Source organism: Klebsiella sp. D-Nf1, from assembly GCF_002810515.1.
Classification (GTDB): Bacteria; Pseudomonadota; Gammaproteobacteria; order Enterobacterales; family Enterobacteriaceae; genus Klebsiella; species Klebsiella variicola.
The window spans coordinates 26,482-52,402 of record NZ_PIOK01000007.1 but is presented as its reverse complement, the minus strand read 5'-3'; the positions used below and the strand labels follow the sequence as shown (position 1 = coordinate 52,402).

18 protein-coding genes and 1 riboswitch are annotated in these 25,921 nt (G+C 59.5%); of the genes, 13 read left to right on the top strand and 5 right to left on the bottom strand.

The features are described 5' to 3' along the window. The first annotated feature begins 55 nt into the window (after positions 1-55). The 4 genes from sgrR to thiQ all read left to right on the top strand — a co-directional run bounded on the left by sgrR (position 56) and on the right by thiQ (position 5,255). The gene (gene sgrR, locus CWM54_RS22715; protein WP_100698579.1) at positions 56-1,711 is read left to right on the top strand and encodes an HTH-type transcriptional regulator SgrR; all 1,656 of its coding nucleotides are present in this window, start codon (positions 56-58) and stop codon (positions 1,709-1,711) included. Between the two features lie 37 nt (positions 1,712-1,748). Continuing rightward, positions 1,749-1,968: riboswitch (TPP riboswitch) on the top strand. 32 nt (positions 1,969-2,000) lie between these two features. Beyond that, positions 2,001-2,984: a thiamine ABC transporter substrate binding subunit gene (gene thiB / locus CWM54_RS22710; protein ID WP_100698577.1), complete on the top strand. Its 984-nt coding sequence runs from the start codon at positions 2,001-2,003 to the stop codon at positions 2,982-2,984. Continuing rightward, complete coding sequence (gene thiP, locus CWM54_RS22705) at positions 2,960-4,570, top strand: thiamine/thiamine pyrophosphate ABC transporter permease ThiP (RefSeq protein ID WP_100681628.1); 1,611 nt, start codon at positions 2,960-2,962, stop codon at positions 4,568-4,570. Before thiB ends, thiP begins: the two co-directional genes overlap by 25 nt. Further along, positions 4,554-5,255 (top strand): thiamine ABC transporter ATP-binding protein ThiQ, encoded by a 702-nt coding sequence (thiQ, locus tag CWM54_RS22700; RefSeq protein ID WP_100698575.1) that lies wholly within the window; start codon positions 4,554-4,556, stop codon positions 5,253-5,255. The genes thiP and thiQ overlap by 17 nt, the downstream gene beginning before the upstream one ends. Here thiQ and CWM54_RS22695 read toward each other — a convergent pair. Continuing rightward, a complete protein-coding gene (locus tag CWM54_RS22695; protein ID WP_008807458.1) occupies positions 5,242-6,009 on the bottom strand; it encodes a DedA family protein in 768 nt (255 codons plus the stop codon). The two genes, thiQ and CWM54_RS22695, sit on opposite strands and share 14 nt — an antisense overlap. Positions 6,010-6,137: 128 nt before the next feature. Next, on the bottom strand, positions 6,138-6,983 hold the full coding sequence (gene araC, locus CWM54_RS22690; protein ID WP_004204301.1) for an arabinose operon transcriptional regulator AraC: 846 nt from the start codon (positions 6,981-6,983) through the stop codon (positions 6,138-6,140). Between the two features lie 337 nt (positions 6,984-7,320). Between araC and araB the strand changes: the two genes are divergently transcribed. From araB to rluA, 6 genes are all read left to right on the top strand, one after another. Next, on the top strand, positions 7,321-9,030 hold the full coding sequence (araB, locus tag CWM54_RS22685; RefSeq protein ID WP_100698573.1) for a ribulokinase: 1,710 nt from the start codon (positions 7,321-7,323) through the stop codon (positions 9,028-9,030). A gap of 10 nt (positions 9,031-9,040) precedes the next feature. Beyond that, positions 9,041-10,543: an L-arabinose isomerase gene (gene araA, locus CWM54_RS22680; protein WP_074386880.1), complete on the top strand. Its 1,503-nt coding sequence runs from the start codon at positions 9,041-9,043 to the stop codon at positions 10,541-10,543. A gap of 137 nt (positions 10,544-10,680) precedes the next feature. Further along, a complete protein-coding gene (gene araD, locus CWM54_RS22675) occupies positions 10,681-11,376 on the top strand; it encodes an L-ribulose-5-phosphate 4-epimerase (RefSeq protein ID WP_100698571.1) in 696 nt (231 codons plus the stop codon). A 148-nt stretch (positions 11,377-11,524) separates the two neighbouring features. Beyond that, positions 11,525-13,882 (top strand): DNA polymerase II, encoded by a 2,358-nt coding sequence (polB, locus tag CWM54_RS22670; protein WP_100698569.1) that lies wholly within the window; start codon positions 11,525-11,527, stop codon positions 13,880-13,882. Between the two features lie 186 nt (positions 13,883-14,068). Next, complete coding sequence (rapA, locus tag CWM54_RS22660; protein ID WP_100698567.1) at positions 14,069-16,975, top strand: RNA polymerase-associated protein RapA; 2,907 nt, start codon at positions 14,069-14,071, stop codon at positions 16,973-16,975. A gap of 11 nt (positions 16,976-16,986) precedes the next feature. Then, positions 16,987-17,646: a bifunctional tRNA pseudouridine(32) synthase/23S rRNA pseudouridine(746) synthase RluA gene (gene rluA / locus CWM54_RS22655; RefSeq protein ID WP_100698565.1), complete on the top strand. Its 660-nt coding sequence runs from the start codon at positions 16,987-16,989 to the stop codon at positions 17,644-17,646. Between the two features lie 42 nt (positions 17,647-17,688). On the opposite strand, the gene citX is transcribed toward rluA, so the two are convergent. Further along, positions 17,689-18,228: a citrate lyase holo-[acyl-carrier protein] synthase gene (gene citX, locus CWM54_RS22650; protein WP_008807466.1), complete on the bottom strand. Its 540-nt coding sequence runs from the start codon at positions 18,226-18,228 to the stop codon at positions 17,689-17,691. Between the two features lie 179 nt (positions 18,229-18,407). Continuing rightward, positions 18,408-19,772 (bottom strand): 2-hydroxycarboxylate transporter family protein, encoded by a 1,365-nt coding sequence (locus CWM54_RS22640; protein ID WP_008807467.1) that lies wholly within the window; start codon positions 19,770-19,772, stop codon positions 18,408-18,410. 329 nt (positions 19,773-20,101) lie between these two features. Here CWM54_RS22640 and CWM54_RS22635 point away from each other — a divergent pair, with 329 nt between their 5' ends. Further along, positions 20,102-21,727 carry a sensor histidine kinase gene (locus CWM54_RS22635; RefSeq protein WP_061155789.1) on the top strand — a complete coding sequence of 542 codons (1,626 nt, stop codon included), beginning with the start codon at positions 20,102-20,104 and terminating at the stop codon, positions 21,725-21,727. After that, positions 21,717-22,415 carry a response regulator gene (locus CWM54_RS22630; RefSeq protein WP_074386884.1) on the top strand — a complete coding sequence of 233 codons (699 nt, stop codon included), beginning with the start codon at positions 21,717-21,719 and terminating at the stop codon, positions 22,413-22,415. The genes CWM54_RS22635 and CWM54_RS22630 overlap by 11 nt, the downstream gene beginning before the upstream one ends. Positions 22,416-22,447: 32 nt before the next feature. Here the strand turns inward: CWM54_RS22630 and djlA are convergent, their stop codons facing one another. Then, positions 22,448-23,275, bottom strand: coding sequence for a co-chaperone DjlA (gene djlA, locus CWM54_RS22625; protein WP_100698561.1), 828 nt, complete (start codon positions 23,273-23,275; stop codon positions 22,448-22,450). 243 nt (positions 23,276-23,518) lie between these two features. Here djlA and lptD point away from each other — a divergent pair, with 243 nt between their 5' ends. Continuing rightward, a complete protein-coding gene (gene lptD / locus CWM54_RS22620) occupies positions 23,519-25,867 on the top strand; it encodes an LPS assembly protein LptD (RefSeq protein WP_061155792.1) in 2,349 nt (782 codons plus the stop codon). Positions 25,868-25,921 lie beyond the last annotated feature (54 nt).

Sequence of the window (25,921 nt, the reverse complement as noted above, 5' to 3'; positions counted from 1 at the left end):
TGGCTTAATATGGGGAGTAATAAATTGCTGAGTTTTGCGCAGGAGTTCCCCTTTTATGTCTTCCAGCCGTCTGCAACAACAGTTCATCCGCTTATGGCAGTGCTGCGACGGCAAGTCGCAGGAGACCACCCTCAACGAGCTGGCGGAAATGCTGAGCTGCTCGCGCCGTCATATGCGCACCTTGCTCAATATGATGGAGTCCCGCGGTTGGTTGGCCTGGGAGGCGGAGGCAGGCCGCGGCAAGCGTTCGCGGCTGACCTTTCTCTATACCGGTCTCGCCCTGCAGCAGCAGCGTGCCGAAGATCTCCTCGAGCAGGATCGCATCGATCAGCTGGTGCAGCTGGTCGGCGATAAGGCCGCCGTCCGCCAGATGCTGATCTCTCATCTTGGCCGCAGCTTTCGCCAGGGGCGGCATATCCTGCGCGTGCTCTACTACCGTCCGATGAAGAATCTACTGCCCGGCAGCGCGCTGCGGCGTTCGGAAACGCATATTGCCCGGCAAATATTCAGCGCCCTGACGCGGGTAAATGAGGAAAATGGGGAACTGGAAGCCGATATTGCCCACCACTGGCAGCAGCTGACCCCCACCCACTGGCGCTTTTTCCTCCGCCCAGGCATCCATTTTCACCACGGCCGTGAGCTGGAGATGGCGGATGTGATCGCCTCTCTGCAGCGCAGCAATGCCCTGCCGCTCTATTCACATATCGAACGCATCGAATCGCCCACCGCCTGGACCCTGGATATTCATCTGCGCCAGCCCGACCGCTGGCTGCCCTGGCTGCTGGGTCAGGTGCCGGCGATGGTGCTGCCGCAGGAGTGGCAGGCCATGAACCACTTTTCCTCCATGCCGGTCGGCACCGGCCCTTATGCCGTGGTGCGTAACAATCAGAACCAGCTCAAGATCCATGCCTTTGAAGACTATTTTGGCTACCGGGCGCTGATCGATGAGGTGAACGTCTGGGTGCTGCCGGAAATTAGTGAAGAGCCCAATGGCGGCCTGACGCTGCAGGGCAATACCGAAAGCGAAAAAGCGGTGGAGAGTCGCCTGGAAGAAGGGTGCTATTACCTGCTGTTCGACTCGCGAAGCCCGCTGGGGGCCAACGACGCGGTGCGTCGCTGGTTAAGCTATCTGTTTCAGCCCGCCAACCTGCTCTACCATGCGGGCGAACACTACCAGGGCAACTGGTTTCCCGCCTACGGCCTGCTGCCGCGCTGGCATCACGCCAGCAACCACGCCTGCGAGAAGCCTGCGGGGCTGGAGACCGTCACCCTCACCTATTACCGCGATCACGTCGAACATCGGGTGATCGGCGGGATCATGCGCGACCTGCTGGCAGCGCATCAGGTAAAGCTGGAGATCCAGGAGCTGGAGTACGATGCCTGGCATCGCGGCGAGGTGGTCAGCGATATCTGGCTCAACAGCGTTAACTTCACCTTGCCGATCGAATTCTCACTCTTCGCCTATCTGTACGAAGTCCCGCTCATTCAGCGCTGCATCCCCATTGACTGGCAGGCAGACGCTTGCAACTGGCGCGCGGGAGAGTTTAATCCGGCCACCTGGAGCCAGCGGCTGCTGGCCGGGCAACATATCGTGCCGCTGATCCACCACTGGCTGATGATTCAGGGGCAGCGCAGTATGCGCGGCGTACGGATGAACACCCTCGGCTGGTTCGACTTTAAATCCGCGTGGTTTGCGCCGCCGGAGCCGTAAGCGCTTTCCGTCATCTGACAAAATCATTACACTAAGGCCGTTCTCAACGGGGTGCTAATAAACATACGCAATATCATTCAAGTTGCATCAAGGCAGCAAGCGGGTGAATCCCCTGGAGCATAGATAACTATGTGACTGGGGTGAACGCGCGAAGCTAACGCAGATGCGGCTTGAAGGATGAAGCGTATGGGCTGAGAAAATACCCGTCGAACCTGATCCGGATAACGCCGGCGAAGGGATTTGAGGCTCACTCAAAATCCTTTGCCACCCCTTTTTTCTGAGGTGCAAAGTGTTGAAAAAATTACTCCCGCTGCTGGCGCTGGTCGCCATGCCCGCTCTGGCTAAGCCTGTCCTCACCGTCTATACCTATGACTCCTTCTCTGCCGACTGGGGCCCCGGCCCGGCGGTCAAAAAAGCCTTTGAAGCGGACTGCGGCTGCGAACTGAAGTTCGTCGCCCTGGAAGATGGCGTTTCGCTGCTGAATCGCCTGCGCATGGAAGGCAAGAACAGCAAGGCCGATGTCGTGCTTGGCCTTGATAACAACCTGCTGGAAGCCGCGGCGCAGAGTAAACTGTTCGCCAAAAGCCACGTTCCCGCCAGCGCGGTCAGCGTGCCGGGCGGCTGGGATAATGACACCTTTATCCCCTACGATTACGGCTACTTCGCCTTCGTCTATGACAAAGATAAACTGGCTAACCCGCCGAAGAGCCTGAAAGAGCTGGTTGAGAGCCCGCAGAAATGGCGCGTCATCTACGAAGATCCCCGCACCAGCACCCCGGGGCTGGGCCTACTGCTGTGGATGCAAAAGATCTATGGCGATAAAGCACCCGAGGCCTGGCAGAAGCTGGCGGCGAAAACGGTCACCGTCACCAAGGGCTGGAGTGAAGCCTACGGTCTGTTCCTGAAAGGGGAAAGCGACCTGGTCTTAAGCTACACCACCTCGCCGGCTTACCACATAATTGAAGAGAAGAAAGACAACTATGCGGCGGCGAGCTTCGCTGAAGGCCATTATCTGCAGGTCGAAGTTGCCGCGCGTACCGCCGCCAGCAAGCAGCCGGAACTGGCGGAGAAGTTCCTCAAATTTATGGTCTCGCCTGGCTTCCAGAACGCCATCCCCACCGGGAACTGGATGTATCCGGTGACTCAGGTCGCGCTGCCGGCCGGGTTTGATACCCTGGTGAAGCCGCAGACCACCCTGTCGTTTACCCCGCAGCAGGTCGCCAGCGAGCGTCAGACCTGGATTAATGCATGGCAACGCGCCGTCAGCCGCTAAACCTTAGCGGGCTATTACCGGGCCTTTTTGCCGCCACCCTGCTCTGCGCCGTCGCGCTGGCGGCATTTCTGGCGCTGTGGTTTAGCGCGCCCGGCGCGGGTTGGCAATCGGTCTTCAGCGATAGCTACCTGTGGCACGTGGTGCGCTTCTCCTTCTGGCAGGCCTCGCTGTCAGCGCTGTTCTCGGTAGGGCCGGCGATCTTTCTCGCCCGCGCGCTTTACCGGCGTCGCTTCCCGGGCCGCACGCTGCTGCTGCGCCTGTGCGCAATGACCCTGATCCTGCCGGTGCTGGTGGCGGTGTTTGGTATCCTCAGCGTCTATGGCCGCCAGGGGTGGATCGCCGCGCTGTTCCACGCGCTCGGCTGGCAGTGGGATTTCTCGCCCTACGGTCTGCAGGGCATCTTGCTGGCGCACGTCTTTTTCAATATGCCGATGGCCACCCGCCTGCTGCTGCAGGCGCTGGAGAGTATCCCTGGTGAACAGCGGCAAATTGCCGCCCAGCTTGGCATGCGCGGCTATGCCTTCTTCCGCCTCGTCGAATGGCCGTGGATGCGCCGGCACATTCCCGCCGTCGCTGCGCTGATTTTTATGCTCTGCTTCGCCAGCTTCGCCACTGTGCTGTCGCTGGGCGGCGGTCCGAAAGCCACCACCATTGAGCTGGCTATCTACCAGGCGCTGAGCTTTGACTACGATCCGGCGCGAGCGGCAATGCTGGCGCTGATCCAGATGCTTTGCTGCCTCGCGCTGGTGCTGCTCAGCCAGCGTCTGAGTAAAGCGGTGGCTATCGGCGTCAGCCATGTCCACGGCTGGCGCGACCCTGACGATCGCCTGCATAGCCGCCTGAGCGATGGACTCTTGATCGGCGCCGCCCTGCTGCTGCTGCTCCCGCCGCTGCTGGCGGTCATCGTCGACGGGATCAACCGCAACATGCTGAACGTGCTGGCGCAGCCGGCGCTCTGGCAGGCATTGAGTACCTCTCTGCGCATCGCCATCGCCGCCGGGCTGTTGAGCGTAACCCTGACGATGATGCTGCTGTGGAGCAGCCGGGAGCTGCGCGCCCGCCAGCGGCCGCTGGCCGGGCAGGCGATGGAACTGAGCGGCATGTTAATCCTTGCGATGCCTGGGATTGTGCTGGCCACTGGCTTTTTTCTGCTGCTCAGTAACAGCGTCGGACTACCGGAGTCCGCCGACGGCATCGTCATCTTCACCAATGCCCTGATGGCGATCCCCTACGCGCTTAAAGTGCTGGAAAACCCGATGCGCGACGTGACCGCCCGCTACAGTATGCTCTGCCAGTCGCTGGGGATTGAAGGCTTCACGCGGCTGCGGGTGGTTGAGCTTCGCGCCCTCCGGCGCCCGCTGGCCCAGGCGTTAGCCTTCGCCTGCGTGCTGTCGATTGGTGACTTCGGCGTGGTGGCCCTGTTCGGTAACGAGGCGTTCCGCACCCTGCCTTTCTATCTCTACCAGCAGATAGGCGCCTACCGCAGCCAGGACGGCGCCGTCACCGCCCTGCTCCTGCTGCTGCTCTGTTTCTTATTATTTACGCTGATTGAAAAACTTCCGGGGCGTGATGCTAAAACTCAATGATGTGACCTGGCTGTACCAGCATCTGCCGATGCGCTTTACCCTCGACGTCGCGCGCGGCGAGCGTATCGCGGTGCTCGGCCCCAGCGGCGCCGGAAAGAGCACCCTGCTGAATCTGATCGCCGGTTTTCTGCCGCCCGCCAGCGGCAGCCTGCGGATCAACGGCGAGACGCATAACGCGACGCCGCCGGCGCAGCGTCCGGTCTCAATGCTGTTCCAGGAGAATAACCTGTTTAACCATCTGACCATTCGGCAGAATATCAGCCTCGGGATCCACCCGGGCCTGAAACTGAGCCGCGAGCAGCAGGCGCAGGTGGCGGCGATGGCCGGACAGATGGGAATTGATCCGCTGCTGGAACGCCTGCCGGGCGAGCTTTCCGGCGGTCAGCGGCAGCGCGCGGCGCTGGCCCGCTGTCTGGTGCGCCAGCAGCCAGTGCTGTTGCTGGATGAACCCTTCTCAGCGCTTGACCCGGCGCTGCGTCAGGAGATGCTGTCCCTGGTCGCCGATGTCTGCGAGCAGCAGCAGCTCACGCTATTGATGGTCTCACACAGTGTGGAAGATGCCGCGCGCATCGCACCGCGCTCGATAGTCGTCGCCGAAGGGCGGATTGTCTGGGATGGCGCCACCGCCGAGCTGTTAAACGGCAACAGCAGCGCCTCGCATCTGATGGGCATCAGCGCGCAATAACCTTGTGCAGGATCGCCAGATAGACCGGCATCAGCGGATGGCGGCAGACCAGAGTCAGCGCCGTCGCGGCGACCACCACCATCAGCGGTGACAGCCACAGCAGTCGGCCACGCGGCAGCCAGCGGGTCAGGCGATCGCCTGAGGTTTTCGCGCTCCGCCACAGCCGCCAGCACAGCCACCCTGCCAGCCAGGCCAGCAGCGCCGCCCCCAACAGCAGCCATTTAAAGCTGGCGCTGTTTTCATCGGCCGGAATATCAATCGCCGCCCCGGCGAGAATGCCGGGCAGGAAATAGAGCGGCGGCCAGAGCAGGCAGCCGATAATATTCGGTAGCACAAACTTCGCCACCGGCAGATCGAGCATCCCGGCGACCATCGGCACCAGCGGTCGCGTCGGCCCAACAAAGCGGCCGATCAGAATGGTGATCATGCTGTGCTGATGCAACGCATGCTCGGTCTTCTCCAGCAGGGCACGGTTTTTCTTCATAAACGACCAGCGGTGCAGCGGCTTTTTAAAGCGCCAGCCGAGCCAGAATGAGATCCAGTCGCCCAGCAGACAGCCGACAATCCCCGCCAGCCACGCCTGCCAGAAGTTAACCTCACCGCTGCCGATAAGCGCCCCAAGGCCGGCCATCATCACCGTTCCGGGTAAGATAAGCCCCACCAGCGCCAGCGACTCGAGAAAGGCCACCAGCATCACGGCTAACAACGAGTAGACCGTGGATTGGGTGATAAAGTGTTCCAGCAATGCTTGCATAATGTACCCGGTTAAAAAACGAAGCCCGGATTCTCCGGAGCCATCGCGCCCTCGTCAAGCCACCAATTGTCTTAATAGTTTACTGGCTGTGATATTTAAGCGGGTCATCATTTCACTTTCTTTACTTTTTATTCACATCCTGCACGGAATTCGCTCGGGCTGGCGCCGGTGCATTTTTTAAATACGCGCGAAAAATAGAGCTGATCTTCAAAGCCAACGTTGCGCCCGACGGTGGCGATCGGCATCCGTGTCGTGCTCAGCAGCAGTTTGGCCTGGCTGATGCGCTGATCTTCCCGCCAGCCGAGCACGCTGATCCCCAACTGCTGGCGGAACAGGTGCGACAGACGCGAGGGCGACAGGCAGACGTGCTGGGCGACGCTGGCAATATCAAAATGGCTGTCCGCCAGATGGTCGCTGATGTACTGGCAGGCGTCGCGCACCCGGTTATCCAGCGGCGGATGCAGCGATTCGTTGATCGCCTCCATGCGCCGCAGCAGCAGCTGTTCCAGCAGATTTATCGCCAGCAGTTCGGAATAGCGCCCCGCCCCCTGCCCGGCATCGACGATCTGGCCGAACAGTTCGCCAAAGCGCGCCTGCCACTGTTCATCCGGACGGAAAAAGCCGGTCTGGGCGAAGATCGTCGGCCAGTTGAGCCACTCGTGCCAGTAGGCGCGTGGCCGGAAGTAGACCCACTGGTGATACCACTCGCTGGCGTCGGGATGGCGGCCGTAGTGATGGATTTCCCCTGGCGGGAACAGCAGCATATCGCCCGGCCGGCAGACGAACTGCTCGCCGTGGTTGTTGATAACACCCTCGCCGCGGATCGTCAGGTTGAGAATATAGCCTTTCATGCCCAGCGGGCGGTCGATAAAGAAATCCAGGTATCCCTGCGCCTCAATCGGCGTGAGGCCGGTGACCAGATGAGCGTTAAAAGAGTAGCCCGGCAGCAGCGGATCGTTTTGCGTTTCGGCCATACGCGTGGTTCTCCCCGAAGGTATTAGTGACACCAATTGTCCATATTCATCATTTTATCGCTCTCGGCCCTGTCGCGACTGCGACAGCGGTGGGAATTTCGCTAAAAAGCCGCACAGTAAGCGAAAAAAGCGCCAGCAGCGTGCATTCCACCGTGATATGCCGGGTAACAAAAGTGTCTATAAATACGGCAGGAAAGTCCACATCGAATATTTGCACGGCGTCACACTTTGCGAGGTGACAGCAAAATAATCCATAAGATTAGCGAATCCGGCCTGACGGATTTTGCCGGGGGTATCTACTGTTGCTGCATGAATGATTTCTGCATGGAGTAACAAGATGGCAATTGCGATTGGCCTCGACTTTGGTAGTGACTCAGTCCGCGCCCTGGCGGTGGAATGCGCGTCCGGCGCAGAGCTGGCGGCAAGCGTGGAGTGGTATCCGCGCTGGCGGGAAGGACAGTATTGCGATGGGGCTAACAACCGGTTCCGCCACCACCCGCGAGATTATATCGAGTCCATGGAAGCGGCCCTGAAAAGCGTGCTCGCTTCGCTGAGCGCCGAACAGCGCGCCGACGTCGTGGGCATTGGCGTCGACAGCACCGGCTCAACCCCGGCTCCCGTTGATGCCGAGGGCAACGTGCTGGCGCTGCGCGAAGAATTCGCTGACAACCCTAACGCCATGTTTGTCCTGTGGAAGGATCACACGGCGGTCGAGGAAGCCGAGGCGATCACCCGCCTGTGCCACCAGCCAGGTAAAGAGGATTACTCGCGCTATATCGGCGGTATCTACTCCAGCGAATGGTTCTGGGCCAAAATCCTTCACGTCACCCGCGAAGATAGCGCCGTCGCCCAGGCAGCCGCCTCGTGGGTAGAACTTTGCGACTGGGTGCCTGCCCTGCTCTCCGGCACCACGCGCCCGCAGGATCTGCGCCGCGGCCGCTGCAGCGCCGGACATAAATCGCTGTGGCACGAAAGCTGGGGCGGTCTGCCGCCGGCCAGCTTCTTCGATGAGCTTGATCCCATCATTAACCAGCATCTGGCATGGCCGCTGTTCACCGATACCTGGACGGCCGATGTGCCGGTCGGCACGCTGAGCGCAGAGTGGGCCGAGCGTCTGGGTCTGTCGCAGACTGTGGCCATCTCCGGCGGCGCCTTCGATTGCCATATGGGCGCCGTTGGCGCCGGGGCACAACCTAACGCGCTGGTGAAAGTCATCGGCACCTCCACCTGCGACATTCTGATTGCCGATAAAGAGAGCGTCGGCGAGCGCACGGTAAAAGGCATCTGCGGGCAGGTTGACGGCAGCGTGGTTCCGCACTTTATCGGCATGGAGGCAGGCCAGTCCGCCTTCGGCGATATTTACGCCTGGTTTGGCCGCATTCTCGGCTGGCCGCTGGAACAACTGGCTCAGCAGCAGCCGGCGTTGCGCGAGCAAATCAAAGCCAGCCAAAAACAGTTACTGCCGGCGCTCACCGAAGCCTGGGCCAATAATCCATCCCTCGATCACCTGCCGGTGGTGCTCGACTGGTTCAACGGCCGCCGCACGCCGAATGCCAACCAGCGTCTGAAAGGGGTGATCACCGATCTTAACCTGGCGACCGACGCGCCGGCGCTGTTCGGCGGCCTGATCGCCGCTACCGCCTTTGGCGCACGCGCCATTATGGAGTGCTTCACCGAGCAGGGGATCCCGGTTAACAACGTCATGGCCCTCGGCGGTATCGCGCGGAAAAACCAGGTCATCATGCAGGCCTGCTGCGACGTGCTGAACCGCCCGCTGCAGATTGTCGCCTCCGATCAGTGCTGTGCGCTGGGGGCGGCTATCTTCGCCGCCGTCGCCGCCGGCGTCTACGACGATATTCCAGCCGCCCAGCAGCGAATGGCAAGCCAGGTGGAAACCACTCTGCAGCCGCGCCCGGCGCAGGCACAACGTTTCGAACAACTCTATCAGCGCTACCAGCAGTGGTCGGTCAGCGCTGAACAACACTATCTCCCTTCGGCTGCAAAGACGGAAAAAGCCCCGCAATCTCAGGCAGCGCTCACCCATTAAGGATACGAAAATGACGATTTTTGATAACTATGAAGTATGGTTCGTTATTGGCAGCCAACATCTGTACGGCCCGGAAGCCCTGCGCCAGGTGACGAAGCATGCCGAACATGTGGTGAACAGCCTGAATGCGGAAGCCAAACTGCCGTGCAAACTGGTCCTTAAGCCGCTGGGCACCACCCCGGACGAGATCACCCATATCTGCCGCGACGCCAACTACGATGACAAATGCGCCGGGTTAGTGGTCTGGTTGCATACCTTCTCGCCGGCAAAAATGTGGATCAACGGCCTGACCATCCTCAACAAGCCGCTGCTGCAGTTCCATACGCAATACAATGCCGCGCTGCCGTGGGACAGCATCGATATGGACTTTATGAACCTGAACCAGACCGCGCACGGCGGCCGCGAGTTCGGTTTCATCGGCGCCCGTATGCGCCAGCAACACAGCGTGGTCACCGGCCACTGGCAGGATAAAGAAGCCCACCAGCGCATCGGCGGCTGGATGCGCCAGGCGGTCTCCAAACAGGATACCCGCCATCTTAAAGTCTGCCGTTTCGGCGATAACATGCGCGAAGTGGCGGTGACCGACGGCGATAAAGTCGCGGCGCAGATCAAGTTTGGCTTCTCAGTGAACACCTGGGCGGTCGGCGATCTGGTGCAGGTGGTCAACAGCATCAGCGACGGCGATATCAGCGCGCTGGTCGATGAATATGAAAGCAGCTACCGTCTAACCCCGGCGGCGCAGGTTCACGGCGACAAGCGCCAGAACGTGCTGGACGCCGCGCGCATTGAGCTGGGGATGAAACGCTTCCTCGAGCAGGGTGGTTTCCACGCCTTTACCACCACCTTTGAAGATCTCCACGGCCTGAAACAGCTTCCGGGTCTCGCCGTGCAGCGCCTGATGCAGCAGGGCTACGGCTTTGCCGGCGAAGGCGACTGGAAAACCGCCGCTCTGCTTCGCATCATGAAGGTGATGTCAACCGGTCTGCAGGGCGGCACCTCCTTTATGGAGGATTACACCTACCACTTCGACAACGGCAACGATCTGGTGCTCGGCTCGCATATGCTGGAAGTGTGCCCGACGATCGCTACCGCCGAGAAACCGATCCTCGACGTCCAGCCGCTGGGTATCGGCGGTAAAGCGGATCCGGCGCGCCTGATCTTCAATACCCAGACCGGCCCGGCGATTGTCGCCAGCCTGATCGATCTGGGAGATCGCTTCCGTCTGCTGGTCAACACCATTGAAACCGTCCCGACGCCGCACGATCTGCCGAAGCTGCCGGTGGCCAACGCCCTGTGGAAAGCACAGCCGGATCTGCGTACCGCTTCGGAAGCCTGGATCATCGCCGGTGGCGCGCACCATACCGTCTTCAGCCATGCGCTGAACCTCGACGATATGCGCCAGTTCGCCGAGCTGCACAATATCGAGCTGACGGTCATCGACAACGATACCCGTCTGCCGTCCTTCAAGGACGCGCTGCGCTGGAATGAAGTGTATTACGGTTCAAAACGCTAAGAGGCCGTCCCCTCACCCTTTCCCTCTCCCCGTTGGGGAGAGGGTACCGACAGGGCGCCATGCCGCCTTTCTCCCTCTCCCGCCAGGAGAGGGTCGGGGTGAGGGATACCCGACTCGCCTGCTATTCGGAGCACATTATGTTAGAAGATCTTAAACGCCAGGTTCTGGAAGCCAACTTAGCGCTGCCGCAGCATAATCTGGTGACCTTAACCTGGGGCAACGTCAGCGCCGTCGACCGCGACCAGGGCGTTCTGGTTATCAAACCCTCCGGCGTGGATTACCGCGTGATGACCGCCGACGATATAGTGGTGGTCAGTCTGGAGACTGGCGAGGTGGTGGAAGGCAACAAGAAGCCCTCGTCGGATACCCCAACTCATCGCCTGCTGTATCAGGCCTTCCCGACGCTGGGTGGTATTGTGCATACCCATTCGCGCCACGCCACCATCTGGGCGCAGGCCGGGCAATCCATTCCAGCGACCGGTACCACCCACGCTGACTATTTCTATGGCCCGGTCCCCTGCACCCGGTTGATGACTGATGCGGAGATCAACGGTGAATATGAGTGGGAAACCGGCAACGTGATTGTCGAAACCTTCCGTCAGCAGGAAATCGACCCGGCGCAGATGCCCGGCGTGCTGGTGCATTCCCACGGCCCGTTTGCGTGGGGTAAGAATGCCGAAGACGCGGTGCATAACGCCATCGTGCTGGAAGAGATCGCCTATATGGGCATCTTCTGCCGCCAGCTGGCGCCGCAGCTGCCGGATATGCAGCAGACGCTGCTCGATAAGCACTATCTGCGTAAGCACGGGGCCAAAGCCTACTACGGCCAATAATCACCCTGCTCGCCACCATCTGGTAGCCCGGATAAGGCGCAAGCCGCAATCCGGGGCCACCTTAGCGCCGCATACCTGTATAAAACCCCAGCACCTATTGAGAAACCAGGCTATAATCAGGCCTGGTTTTTTATCGGCGAGAATACCCGTGACCCAGCCACGAGCAGGTTTTTTACTCACCCGTCACTGGCGGGACACCCCGCAGGGCACCGAGCTCTCCTTCTGGCTGGCCACCGACGACGGCCCGCTGCAGGTCACACTCCCGCCGCAAGAGTCCGTTGCCTTTATCCCCGAAGCGCAGCGGGCGCAGGCTGAACGGCTGCTGCAGGGGGAGAAAGGCTTCCGCTTCGCGCCGCTGGCCCTGAAAGATTTCCATCGGCAACCGGTTGTCGGCCTCTACTGCCGCGCCCATCGTCAATTGATGCGTCTGGAGAAGATGCTCCGCGACAGCGGCGTCACCGTCTACGAGGGTGATATCCGCCCGCCGGAGCGCTACCTGATGGAGCGCTTTATTACCGCCCCGGTGTGGGTGGAAGGCGAAACGCGCGGCTCGCAGCTGGTCAACGCGCGCATGAAACCGAACCCTGACTATCGCCCGCCGCTGAGATGGGTGTCGCTGGATATCGAAACCAGCCGCCACGGCGAGCTGTACTGCATCGGGCTGGAAGGCTGCGGCCAGCGGGTGGTCTACATGCTGGGCCCCGAACCGGAAACGCCGCCAGACGTCGACTTCGAGCTGGTCTACATCGCCAGCCGCCCCCTGCTGCTGGAAAAGCTCAACGCCTGGTTTGCCGAACACGACCCCGACGTGCTGATCGGCTGGAACGTGGTGCAGTTCGATCTCCGCGTCCTGCAAAAGCACGCCGAGCGCTACCGCATCCCCCTGCGTCTTGGCCGCGGCAACAGTGAGCTGGAGTGGCGCGAGCACGGTTTTAAGAACGGCGTCTTTTTCGCCCAGGCCTGCGGGCGGCTGATTATCGACGGCATCGACGCGCTAAAATCGGCGTTCTGGAGTTTCTCCTCCTTTTCACTCGAGGCCGTGGCTCGCGAGCTGCTGGGCGAAGGCAAAGCCATCGACAATCCGTGGGATCGCATGGACGAAATCGATCGCCGTTTTCATGAAGATAAACCGGCGCTGGCAACCTATAACCTGCAGGATTGCGAGCTGGTCACGCGGATCTTTCACAAAACCGAGATCATGCCGTTTTTGCTCGAACGGGCGACGGTTAACGGCCTGCCCGCCGATCGCCACGGCGGTTCGGTCGCCGCCTTCAGCCATCTCTATTTCCCGCGCATGCACCGCCTGGGCTACGTGGCGCCGAATCTTGGCGACGTACCGCCGCAGGCCAGCCCCGGAGGCTACGTGATGGACTCCCGCCCTGGCCTGTATGACTCGGTACTGGTGCTGGACTATAAAAGCCTGTATCCGTCGATTATTCGCACTTTTTTAATCGATCCGGTCGGCCTGGTGGAAGGCCTGGCGCAACCCGATGACCAGCACAGTACCGAGGGCTTTCTCGGCGCCCGCTTCTCGCGCGACAAGCACTGCCTGCCGGGGATCGTCGGGCAGATCTGGCACGGCCGCGATGAAGCGAAACGCCAGCATAATAAGCCGCTCTCCCAGGCGCTGAAGATCATCATGAACGCCTTCTACGGCGTGCTGGGCACCAGCGCCTGCCGCTTCTTCGACCCGCGTCTCGCCTCGTCGATTACCATGCGCGGCCACGCGATCATGCGCCAGACCAAAGCGTTAATTGAAGCCAAAGGCTATGACGTTATCTACGGCGATACCGACTCCACCTTCGTCTGGCTGAAACACCCGCACAGCGAAGCGCAGGCCGCAGAAATCGGCCGCGAGCTGGTCAGCGACGTCAATACCTGGTGGGCGCAGGAGCTTGGCAAAAGCCAGCTAACCAGCACCCTGGAGCTGGAGTATGAAACCCACTTCTGCCGCTTTTTAATGCCGACGATCCGCGGCGCCGATACCGGCAGCAAGAAGCGCTATGCCGGGATGATTCAGGAGGGCGATGACCAGCGCATGGTGTTTAAGGGTCTGGAGACGGTGCGTACCGACTGGACGCCGCTGGCCCAGCAGTTCCAACAGGAGTTATACCTGCGCATCTTCCGCAACCAGCCGTATCAGGACTATGTGCGGGAGACTATCGCCAGGCTGATGAACGGCGAGCTCGACGAACAGCTGATTTACCGCAAGCGCCTGCGCCGACCGCTGGCCGAGTATCAACGCAACGTACCGCCGCACGTACGCGCGGCCAGGCTTGCCGATGAGCACAACCTGAAGCGGGGACGTGCGCAGCAGTATCAGCAGCGCGGCACCATTAAATACGTCTGGACCACCAGCGGCCCGGAGCCGGTGGATTACCAGCTGTCGCCGCTCGATTATGATCACTATTTAACAAAGCAGTTGCAGCCAGTGGCGGAAGGGATCCTGCCCTTCGTCAACGATGACTTTGCTACAATAGTGACAGGGCAGCTGGGACTATTTTGATTTTTTCTCACCCCTTCCACAGGCACAAAAGCCGAAAAATGAAGGGTGCGGAGGAGGTGACGAACGTTCCTCCATCCAGTAATATAGCGCCCTTTCCATTCCTGGCCCCAATTTTGACGCATCTCCGATTATTCATGGAGATGATCAACTATTGCCTGCAATTAAAGAACAAAGAGCCGAACACATATGCCTTTTACACTTGGTCAACGCTGGATTAGCGACACAGAGAGCGAACTAGGATTAGGAACGGTGGTAGCGCTGGATGCGCGCATGGTCACTCTCCTTTTCCCCGCCATCGGCGAAAACCGTCTGTATTCTCGCAACGATTCCCCGATCACCCGCGTGATGTTTAACCCGGGAGACACCATCACCAGCCACGAAGGCTGGCAGCTCCACGTTGACGAAGTGAATGAAGAGAACGGGCTGCTGTCCTACACCGGTACCCGGCTGGACACCGAGGAAGCTAACGTGACTCTGCGTGAAGTGCTACTCGACAGCAAACTGGTGTTCAGCAAGCCGCAGGACCGCCTGTTTGCCGGTCAAATTGACCGTATGGACCGCTTTGCCCTGCGCTACCGCGCGCGTAAGTTCCAGAGCGAACAGTACCGCATGCCGTGGAGCGGCCTGCGCGGCCAGCGCACCAGCCTGATCCCGCATCAGCTGAATATCGCCCACGACGTGGGCCGTCGTCACGCGCCGCGCGTCCTGCTGGCTGATGAAGTGGGCTTAGGTAAAACCATTGAAGCCGGGATGATCCTGCATCAGCAGCTGCTCTCCGGCGCCGCCGAGCGCGTGCTGATCGTGGTCCCGGAAACCCTCCAGCACCAGTGGCTGGTGGAAATGCTGCGCCGCTTCAACCTGCGCTTCTCACTGTTCGACGACGAGCGCTATGCCGAAGCGCAGCACGATGCCTACAACCCGTTTGAAACCGAACAGCTGGTGATCTGCTCTTTAGACTTCGTGCGCCGCAGTAAGCAGCGTCTGGAGCACCTGTGCGACGCCGAGTGGGACTTGATGGTGGTCGATGAAGCGCACCATCTGGTGTGGAGCGAAGAGGCGCCGAGCCGTGAATATCAGGCGATCGAACAGCTGGCCGAACGCGTGCCGGGCATTCTGCTGCTGACCGCGACGCCGGAACAGCTGGGTATGGAGAGCCACTTTGCGCGTCTGCGTCTGCTGGATCCAAACCGCTTCCACGATTTCGAGCAGTTTGTTGAAGAACAGCAAAACTACCGCCCGGTCGCCGACGCCGTCGCCCTGCTGCTGGCAGGCAACACGCTAAGCGATAACGAACTCAATACCCTTGGCGATCTGATCGGCGAGCAGGATATCGAACCACTGCTGCAGGCTGCTAACAGCGATCGCGAAGACGCTCAGGCTGCACGGCAGGAGCTGGTCTCGATGCTGATGGACCGCCACGGCACCAGCCGCGTGCTGTTCCGTAACACCCGTAACGGCGTCAAAGGCTTCCCGAAACGCGAGCTGCACACCATTCGTCTGCCGCTGCCGACCCAGTACCAGACGGCCATCAAAGTCTCCGGTATTATGGGCGCCCGCAAAACCGCGGAAGAGCGCGCGCGCGACATGCTCTATCCGGAGCAGATCTATCAGGAATTTGAAGGCGATACCGGTACCTGGTGGAACTTCGACCCGCGTGTCGAGTGGCTGATGGGCTACCTGACCAGCCATCGCTCGCAGAAGGTACTGGTGATTTGCGCCAAAGCCGCCACCGCGCTACAGCTGGAGCAGGTGCTGCGCGAGCGCGAAGGCATCCGCGCCGCCGTATTCCATGAAGGGATGTCGATTATTGAACGCGACCGCGCCGCGGCGTGGTTTGCCGAAGAAGACACCGGCGCCCAGGTGCTGCTGTGCTCCGAAATCGGCTCCGAAGGACGTAACTTCCAGTTCGCCAGCAACCTGGTGATGTTCGATCTGCCGTTTAACCCGGATCTGCTGGAGCAGCGTATCGGCCGTCTCGACCGTATCGGCCAGGCGCACGATATCCAGATCCACGTTCCATACCTGGAAAAGACCGCGCAGTCGGTGCTGGTGCGCTGGTATCACGAAGGGCTCGACGCCTTCGAACATACCTGCCCGACCGGCCGCACCGTCTACGACAGCGTCCATGATGAACTGATCAACTATCTTGCGGCGCCAGAATCCACCGACGGCTTTGACGATCTGATCAAATCCTGCCGCCAGCAGCATGACGCCCTGAAAGCGCAGCTGGAGCAGGGCCGCGACCGTCTGCTGGAGATCCACTCCAACGGCGGCGAGAAAGCGCAGGCGCTGGCGGAGAGCATCGAAGAGCAGGATGACGACACCAGTCTGATCGCCTTCTCGATGAACCTGTTCGATATCGTCGGCATCAACCAGGACGACCGCGGTGAAAACCTGATCGTCCTGACCCCTTCCGACCATATGCTGGTCCCGGACTTCCCGGGCCTGCCGGAAGACGGTTGCACCATCACCTTCGAGCGTGACGTGGCGCTGTCGCGTGAAGATGCGCAGTTCATCACCTGGGAACACCCGCTAATCCGCAACGGTCTGGATCTGATCCTTTCCGGCGATACCGGCAGCAGCACCATTTCGCTACTGAAGAATAAGGCGCTGCCGGTCGGCACCTTGCTGCTGGAGCTGATCTACGTGGTCGAAGCGCAGGCGCCGAAACAGCTGCAGCTTAACCGCTTCCTGCCAGCGACGCCGGTCCGCATGTTGCTGGATAAAAACGGCAACAACCTCGCCGGCCAGGTGGAGTTTGAAAGCTTCAACCGCCAGCTGAGCGCGGTTAACCGCCACACCGGCAGCAAACTGGTCAACGCGGTGCAGCAGGACGTTCACGCGATTCTGCAGCAGGGCGAAGCGCAGATCGCCAAAGCGGCGCAGATGCTGATCGACGCGGCGCGTCGCGAAGCCGATGATAAACTGACAGCGGAACTGTCGCGCCTGGAAGCGCTGAAGGCAGTGAACCCGAACATCCGTGACGACGAACTGGCGGCGATCGAAAGCAACCGTCAGCAGGTGCTGGAGGCGCTGGGACAGGCCGGGTGGCGTCTGGACGCGCTGCGTCTGATCGTCGTCACCCACCAGTAACGGAACGCGAAATGGCGATGGAAAATTACAATCCGCCGCAGGATCCCTGGCTGGTGATCCTGTATCAGGATGAGCACATCATGGTGGTCAACAAGCCAAGCGGCTTGTTGTCCGTACCCGGTCGTCTTGATGAGCATAAAGACAGCGTGATGACGCGCATTCAGCGCGACTTCCCGCAGGCCGAATCGGTGCATCGCCTTGATATGGCCACCAGCGGTGTGATTGTGGTGGCGCTGAATAAGGCCGCGGAGCGTGAACTGAAACGCCAGTTCCGCGAGCGCGAACCAAAAAAGCAGTACATCGCCCGCGTCTGGGGACATCCGCAGCCGGCGGAAGGTCTGGTGGATTTACCGCTGATTTGCGACTGGCCGAACCGGCCAAAGCAGAAGGTGTGCTACGAAACCGGCAAAGCGGCGCAAACCGAGTATGAGGTGCTGGAGTACGCGGAGGATAATACCGCCCGCGTACGCCTGAAGCCGATTACCGGACGTTCGCACCAGCTGCGCGTGCATATGCTGGCGCTGGGGCATCCGATTCTCGGCGACCGCTTTTACGCCACGCCGGAGGCGCTGGCGATGGCCCCGCGTCTGCTGCTGCACGCCGAGACGCTCACCATCACCCACCCTGCCTACGGCAACGCGATGACCTTTCGCGCGCCGGTCGACTTTTAGGACGTCCCCGGTAGCGCCTTGCCGCCGGGGAATACTGACCCGTTAGTCGCGGGCAAACCACGCATCAATCATCTGCTCAACGCGCGCCACGACGAGATCGGTGTCGTGTCGACGGCTGCGCGCGCAGGCGTGCGCCGGCTCATCACACAGCAGACAGCGGCGCTGCGACTCACCCAGCGACTGACGACCTACCTGCCCGTTCTGTGGACAGATCACATCGATATCCCACAGGCGTCCCAGCGGATGGCTCTGCTCCAGCGTACTGCACATCGCTTTGATTTCGCTGGCCGGGTGCGCCACGCACCACAGCGCTTCGGGCCCGGTCGGCAACCACAGCACCTGACGATCCAGCGCTTGCCAGCGGTGCTTCCACAGCAGCTGGTCGCAGGCCTGGAGGGCAACGCCCATCATGTTGCGATAGCGAATGCTGTCTTTCACCGCCCCCGGGGTCACCAGGGTCAGGGAAATAACAGGCTGCTGATAATGGGCCAGCCAGTCAGCCTGGCGGGCTGCACGCTGCTCTTTCGCCGCCAGCAATGCATCGATGCTGACGCCCGCCTGGGCGGGAGTATCCACTGACATTAATTCCTCTCCTACATATGATAAATGCGACAGCGCCTGGGCTGTCATGATGATGGATGCGATAGCCGATCGCGCGCTGATTGTAACGCTAAATGAGGAGCATTTAGGATACAGAACGCAGATATTTTCTGCGTTCTGTAGCGGAAAATGGCAGATTTATCGCTTAGTGCAGCGTTTAATCACGCCAGATAGTGGCTGAGGAACAGCAGTCCCAGCGAGACATTTATCGCACCGCCGATCCGGGTAGCGATCTGCGCGAACGGCATCAGGCTCATGCGGTTACCGGCGGTCAGGATCGCCACATCGCCGGTGCCGCCCTGCCCGCTCTGGCAACAGGAGACAATCGCCACATCGATCGGGTGCATCCCTATTTTTTTACCCACAAAGAACCCGGTCGCCACCAGCGCCGAGACGGTACTGACGATCACCAGCAGGTTGGTCAGCGTGAAGGCATTTACCAGCTCCTGCCACGGGGTGATCGCCACGCCGACGGCAAAGAGGATCGGATAAGTGACCGCGGTGCGGAAGAATTTATACACCATCTGCGATCCCTCCTGCAGGCGCGGCGACACCACGTTAGCCAGCTTTAACAGCACCGCGAGGAACAGCATGCCCACCGGCGCCGGCAGGCCAATCAGTTTGTGGCCAAGCATCCCCATCATATACAGCAGCACCGCCAGCAGCGCGCCGGAGGCCAGAGTCCCGACGTCGGTTTTGCCGCTCACGCCTTCGCTCTCGCCGAGGCTACGGGTTTCATTGCTGCGGTTCGGCATCAGTTGTCCTTCACCGGTGAGATGCGGGGAACGCTTGCCGAGCTGGTTGAGGCAGCCGGAGATAACGATCGCCGTCAGACTGCCGAGCATCACCATCGGCAATATCCGGCCCAGCGCCACGCCCTGCTCCATATGCATCAGCGCGGCGTAACCCATCGACAACGGGATCGCCCCTTCCCCCACGCCACCGGCCATGATCGGCAGCACGATAAAGAAGAACACCTGGAACGGCTCCATGCCCAGCAGCGTGCCGACGCCGATGCCCACCAGCATGCCAACCACTTCGCCGCACAGCATCGGGAAGAAGATCTTCAGAAAGCCCTGAATCAGCGTAGTACGGTTCATACTCATGATGCTGCCGACGATGATGCAGCAGATGTAGAGATAGAGGATGTTGGTGGATTTATAGAATTTAGTCGTGGATTCCACGACCACGTCCGGCAGCAGGCCGTAGTGGACCAGCGCGGAAGGAATAAAAGTGGCGCAGATCGCCGCCGCGCCGAGTTTCCCCAGCACCGGCAGGCGCTTACCAAACTCGCCGCAGGCGAAGCCAAAGAAAGCCAGCGTGGCCACCATCACCACGATATCGCTCGGCAGTTTACCGCCAAGGCAGTCGAGGGCAATCAGCCCCCCAGCCAGCAAAAACAGCGGCAGCGGGACGATCCCTACCTTCCAGTTATCCATGATGTGCCACCAGCGCTGCTTCAGCGTGGTTTTCGGCGTATTGATCGGTTCAAGGGTTGCAGAGAATGCATTGTCTGTGGTGCTCATAAATTCAGCCCTGTCGTTATTATTCATTTTCAGCGTAAAGGGACAGCGGCGTCGTTAATGTGAAGCTCCCCAGATTAAAAAAGAAGTTTTAATGGTCACTATGGTTTTTATGGTTTCTATTCGCGGAACCGCGAAGGGGTGATATATCTCTGATTTATTGTCGTGGTTTTTATGGTGTTTATTCTCCCTGAGGCGTTATTTCCGTCGAGCCTCCCGCCGACAGTCTGCGCCTGCGCCTGCGCAGGCGATCACAACTTTTCCTTAACATTTACGTCACGTGACAGAAAAATGATAGAGTGCCGGTATGGTGAATACGCTGTCCGGGACCTATGAAAGTATCTTTTCAATATAAGCTGTTTATTTCGCTGGTCGCCTTTTTCTCGGTCCTCTTTATTGCGCTGGGCATTTATTATTATTTTGATGCCAGCCGCCAGCTGTATCAGGAAATGAGTGGCCGGGCCAAAATTCAGGCCGAAGAGATAGCCCTGATGCCTAATTTACGTCAGCAGGTCAGCCAGCACGATCCGCAGGCGATCCGGGCGTTTATGCAGCAAATCGCCGCCCATAGCGATGCCAGTTTTATCGTCATCGGCGATCGTCAGGGCGTGCATCTGTTTCACTCCGTCCATCCGGAGTGGGTTGGCACGCGGCTGGTCGGCGGTGACAACCAGGCGGTACTGGAGGGGCACACCATCACCACCATTCGCAAAGGCGGTCTGGGCGTCTCGCTGCGCAGCAAAACGCCCATCGTCGATGACGAGGGGCGGGTGATCGGTATTGTCTCTGTTGGCTACCTCACCAGCTATCTCGACAGCATCACGCTGACCAAAGTGATCAATATTTTTATCGCCGCCGTCCTGCTGCTCATCGCCCTGTTTATCTTCTCCTGGTACTTTACCCGCAGCATCAAGAAGCAGATTTTTTCGCTCGAGCCGCGGGAGATAGGCCTGCTGGTACGTCAGCAAAAGGCAATGATGGAGTCTATCTTTGAAGGGGTGATCGTCATCGATCACCAGCGGCGCATTGAGGTGATTAACCATGCCGCCCGCAGCCTGCTGGAGCTCAGCCAGCCTGCCCGCCAGCTGCGCGGCCAGTCGATCGACAGCGTCATTTCGCCACAGCCGTTTTTCGCCAGCGACGACATGCTCGAGCGTGACACCCATGACGAACTGTGCCGCTTCAACCAGCTGACCGTGCTCGCCAGCCGGGTGCGCATTATGCTGGAGAATACGCTGCAGGGCTGGGTGATCACCTTCCGCGACCGCAACGAAATCAATGCCCTCACCGCCCAGCTCAGCCAGGTGAAGCGCTATGTCGACAACCTGCGCATCATGCGCCACGAGCAGCTCAACCGGATGACCACCCTCTCCGGCCTGCTGCATATGGGCCACTATGACGAAGCGATCCGCTATATTCAGGCCCAGTCGGAGCATGCCCAGGAGCTGCTGGATTTCATCTCCTCGCACTTCCACTCACCGACGTTGTGCGGCCTGCTGTTGGGCAAGGCCACCCGTGCTCGCGAAAAAGGGGTTGAACTGAGCTTCGACCCGGCCTGCCGTATCGATCGTCCGCTGCCGTCGTTGAAGGAATCCGAACTGATCTCCATTATCGGCAACCTGCTGGATAACGCCATCGAAGCCACGCAGCGCGCCGAGCTTCCGCACGAGCCCGTGGAAGTGCTGATTCAGCTCAACGCCCGGGAGCTGATCATCGAAGTGGCCGACCGCGGCGTCGGCATCCGTCCTGATATTCGCGACCGCATTTTTGAGCGCGGCGTGACCACTAAAACCCGTGGCGATCACGGCATTGGTCTGTATCTTATTGAACATTATGTCACTCAGGCGGGCGGCACCATCGAAGTCGCTGACAACGCGCCGCGGGGAGCCATCTTCACCCTGTTTATCCCGGCCGACGCGCCCGCCTGTCCGCAAACGGAGGCCCACGATGCATCATGACCTGGTCGATGTGCTGATCATTGAAGATGAGAGCGAGCTGGCGCGCCTGCACGCCGAGCTTGTGCAAAAACACCCGCGACTGCGGCTGGCAGGCATGGCGGCCTCCCTCGCCCAGGCGCGGCAACTGCTCCATGCCAGTCCGCCGCAGCTGGTGCTGCTGGATAACTATTTACCGGACGGCAAAGGCGTCACGCTGATGACCGACCCGGTGCTGGCGACCACCCATTGCTCGGTGATCTTTATCACCGCCGCCAGCGATATGGAAACCTGCAGCCTGGCGATCCGTAACGGCGCCTTCGACTATATCCTCAAGCCCGTTTCGTGGAAGCGGCTGAGCCAGTCGCTTGAGCGCTTTATCCAGTTTTACGATCAGCAGCGGGAATGGAAAATCGTCGATCAGCAGAACGTCGATTCGCTCTATCAACTGCAGGCAAAGAACTATCGCGTGGATAATGGCAGTAAGGGCATTGAAGAGAAGACGCTGGCGCTGGTGCAGGGGCTGTTTAGCGGTCGGGAAGCGCACTGTTTTTCCGTCGATGAGGTGGTCAGCGCCGCCGGGCTCAGCAAAACCACCGCCCGGCGCTATCTGGAACACGGCGTTGAGACCGGCTTTCTGGAAGTGGAGATGCTGTACGGAAAAATCGGCCATCCGCGGCGGCTGTACCGACGCGCGCAGCCTAAAAGCTAAAGCCCCTCGCCGGACGGGAGGGGCAGGAAAACTCAGAAGCCGCGCTGCTCTTTGATCAGCTCCCAGGCCTTCTGGATCTCCTGGGCTTTCTGTTTGGCCATCTCCATCATTTCCGGCGGCAGCCCTTTTGCCACCAGCTTGTCCGGGTGATGTTCGTTCATCAGCTTACGATAGGCGCGCTTCACCGTCGCCGCGTCATCGGTCGGTTTCACTCCCAGCACATTGCAGGCATCTTCGAGGGTTGGCCCACGCTGCGCCTGCTGCCAGCCGGCATTGCCGCCGTGCTGACCATGAGATTGCTGCTGCGCACCACCGCCGAACTGGGCGCCGCCCTGCATCATCCGCAGGAACTGATCGAACTGGGCGCGGGAGATGCCAAGCTCGTCAGCGATGACGAACAGCACTTCACGTTCGTTGGGGTGCAATTCGCCATCAGCAAACGCGGCCTGCAGCTGAATTTCCAGAAACATCCGAATCAGATCGAAGCGGCCAAAGCAGACGCTGCGCAGCTGACGCATCTTCTCGCGCAGCGGATAGTTGTCGGCTTTACCGTCGCGAAACGCCTGCTGTGCCGCCGTACGCGATGCGCCGTGCAGGTTCATGCGATCCATCAGCACATTGGCGACATGAATATCGGCTTCGGTGACGCGGCCCTTGGATTTGGTCAGATGCCCCATCACTTCAAAAGTGGTGGAAAAGAAGAGCGACTGGCGTTCCTGTTGATTGGCGAAGAGATTCAACCGGCGGCTGCGCGCCCGGTCAAACATATGGCCCACCAGGAAGCCGAGCACGACGCCCCAAAACCCACCGCCCATCAGCAAAGCCACCGCCACGCCAATCACTTTACCCAAATACTGCATAGACTCCCCAACTGTTTATCGCCGTTAAGCTCGAATATGACCGCACGTTACCCGGCACTCGCGCCTCGGTCAATTGTGGGACATAGCCTATAATTTGCTTTATCATACTCGTCATTCAACAGGGTGCCTAACGCTCGGGCTCGAAACGGGCAGGATTAACACTAGCGTGATAAAGTTGAGTAAGTTAGGCTCTGACCGTTTGCAAGCCGCTGCCACAAGATGATGGAACAATAAATACAACGTATGAAAAAACGTATTCCCAGCCTCCTGGCTACGATGATTGCCAGCGCCTTGTATAGCCAACAAGGCCTCGCTGCCGATCTCGCAACGCAATGTATGCTTGGCGTGCCAAGCTTTGATCGTCCGCTCGTGGAAGGGAGACCTGGCGAGTTGCCGGTGACGATTAATGCCGATCATGCGAAGGGCAACTACCCTGATAATGCCGTCTTCACCGGTAACGTCGACATTAATCAAGGGAACAGCCGCCTCCGTGCCGACGAAGTTCAGCTGCATCAGCAGCAGGCAGCAGGCCAGGCGCAACCGGTGCGAACGGTGGATGCGCTGGGCAACGTCCATTACGACGATAACCAGGTGATCCTCAAAGGGCCTAAAGCCTGGTCAAACCTGAACACCAAAGACACCAACGTCTGGCAGGGCGATTATCAAATGGTCGGACGCCAGGGGCGTGGCACCGCCGATCTGATGAAACAGCGCGGCGAAAACCGCTATACCATTCTGGAAAACGGCAGCTTTACCTCCTGTTTGCCGGGCTCAGACACCTGGAGCGTCGTGGGCAGCGAAGTCATCCACGACCGTGAAGAGCAGGTTGCCGAGATCTGGAACGCCCGCTTTAAGCTGGGCTCGGTACCGATTTTCTACAGCCCTTACCTGCAGTTGCCAGTGGGCGATAAACGTCGTTCCGGTTTCCTGATCCCGAACGCTAAATACAGTACCAAAAACGGTGTGGAATTCTCCCTGCCGTACTACTGGAATATCGCGCCGAACTTCGATGCCACCATCACCCCGCACTATATGAACAAACGCGGCGGCGTGATGTGGGAAAACGAATTCCGCTATCTGACCCAGCTCGGCAGCGGCTTAACCGAATTCGACTACCTGCCATCGGATAAAGTCTACGAAGACGACCACTCCAAAGACAGCAACAGCCGCCGCTGGCTGTTCTACTGGAACCACTCCGGGGTTATCGATCAGGTGTGGCGTCTGAACGCTGACTACACCAAGGTGAGCGATCCAGACTATTTCAGCGATTTCAGCTCGAAATATGGTTCCAGTACCGATGGCTATGCGACGCAGAAATTCAGCGCCGGTTACGTCAACCAGAACTTTGACGCGACGGTATCGACCAAGCAGTTCCAGGTCTTTAACCGGGAATCGAGCAACTCCTACTCGGCTGAGCCGCAGCTGGACATCAACTACTACCAGAACGATGTCGGTCCGTTCGATACCCATCTGTACAGCCAGGTCGCCCACTTTGTTAACTCGAATAACAACATGCCGGAAGCGACCCGTGTTCACTTCGAACCGACGATCAACCTGCCGCTGTCCAACGGCTGGGGTAGTCTGAATACTGAAGCCAAGCTGCTGGCGACCCACTACCAGCAGAGCAACCTCGATGATTACAACGCCGCCAACGGTACCAACTACAAAGAGTCCGTCAGCCGCGTAATGCCGCAGTTTAAAGTCGACGGTAAAATGGTCTTTGAGCGCGACCTGCAGGAGGGATTCACTCAGACGCTGGAACCGCGGATGCAGTATCTGTACGTGCCGTACCGCGATCAGAGTGAAATCGGCAGCTACGACTCCACGCTACTGCAGTCAGACTACAGCGGCCTGTTCCGCGACCGTACCTACAGCGGTCTGGACCGCATCGCGTCAGCCAACCAGGTCACCACCGGCATCACCTCTCGCGTGTATGATGCCGCCGCCGTGGAACGTTTTAATATTTCCGTTGGTCAAATCTACTATTTCACCGAGTCACGCACCGGTGATGACAACATCAACTGGGAAAATAATGACACCACGGGTTCACTGGTATGGGCCGGCGATACCTACTGGCGCATCGCCGATGACTGGGGCTTACGCGGGGGGATCCAGTACGACACCCGTCTGGATAACGTCGCCACCGGTAACGGCACCATTGAATACCGTCGTGATGAAAACCGCTTAGTCCAGCTTAACTATCGTTACGCCAGCCCGGAATATATTCAGGCTACACTGCCGTCATATTCCACGGCGGCACAATATAAACAGGGTATTTCGCAAGTGGGGATGACCGCCAGCTGGCCGATCGTCGATCGCTGGTCCGTGGTCGGGGCATACTACTTCGATACCAATACCCGGAAAGCAGCAAACCAGATGTTGGGTGTTCAGTATAACTCCTGCTGCTACGCCATCCGTCTTGGCTACGAACGTAAAGTCAACGGCTGGGATAGCAACAACAACGGCGGCGAGAGCAAATACGACAACACCTTCGGAATCAATATTGAATTGCGCGGTCTGAGCTCTAACTACGGCCTCGGCACCCAGCAGATGCTGCGTTCGAACATTTTACCGTACCAGAGCTCCCTGTGATGCGGCTGGTTTACAACATCGTCCGCATTTGCGGTTAATTGAAATGGAAAAAGT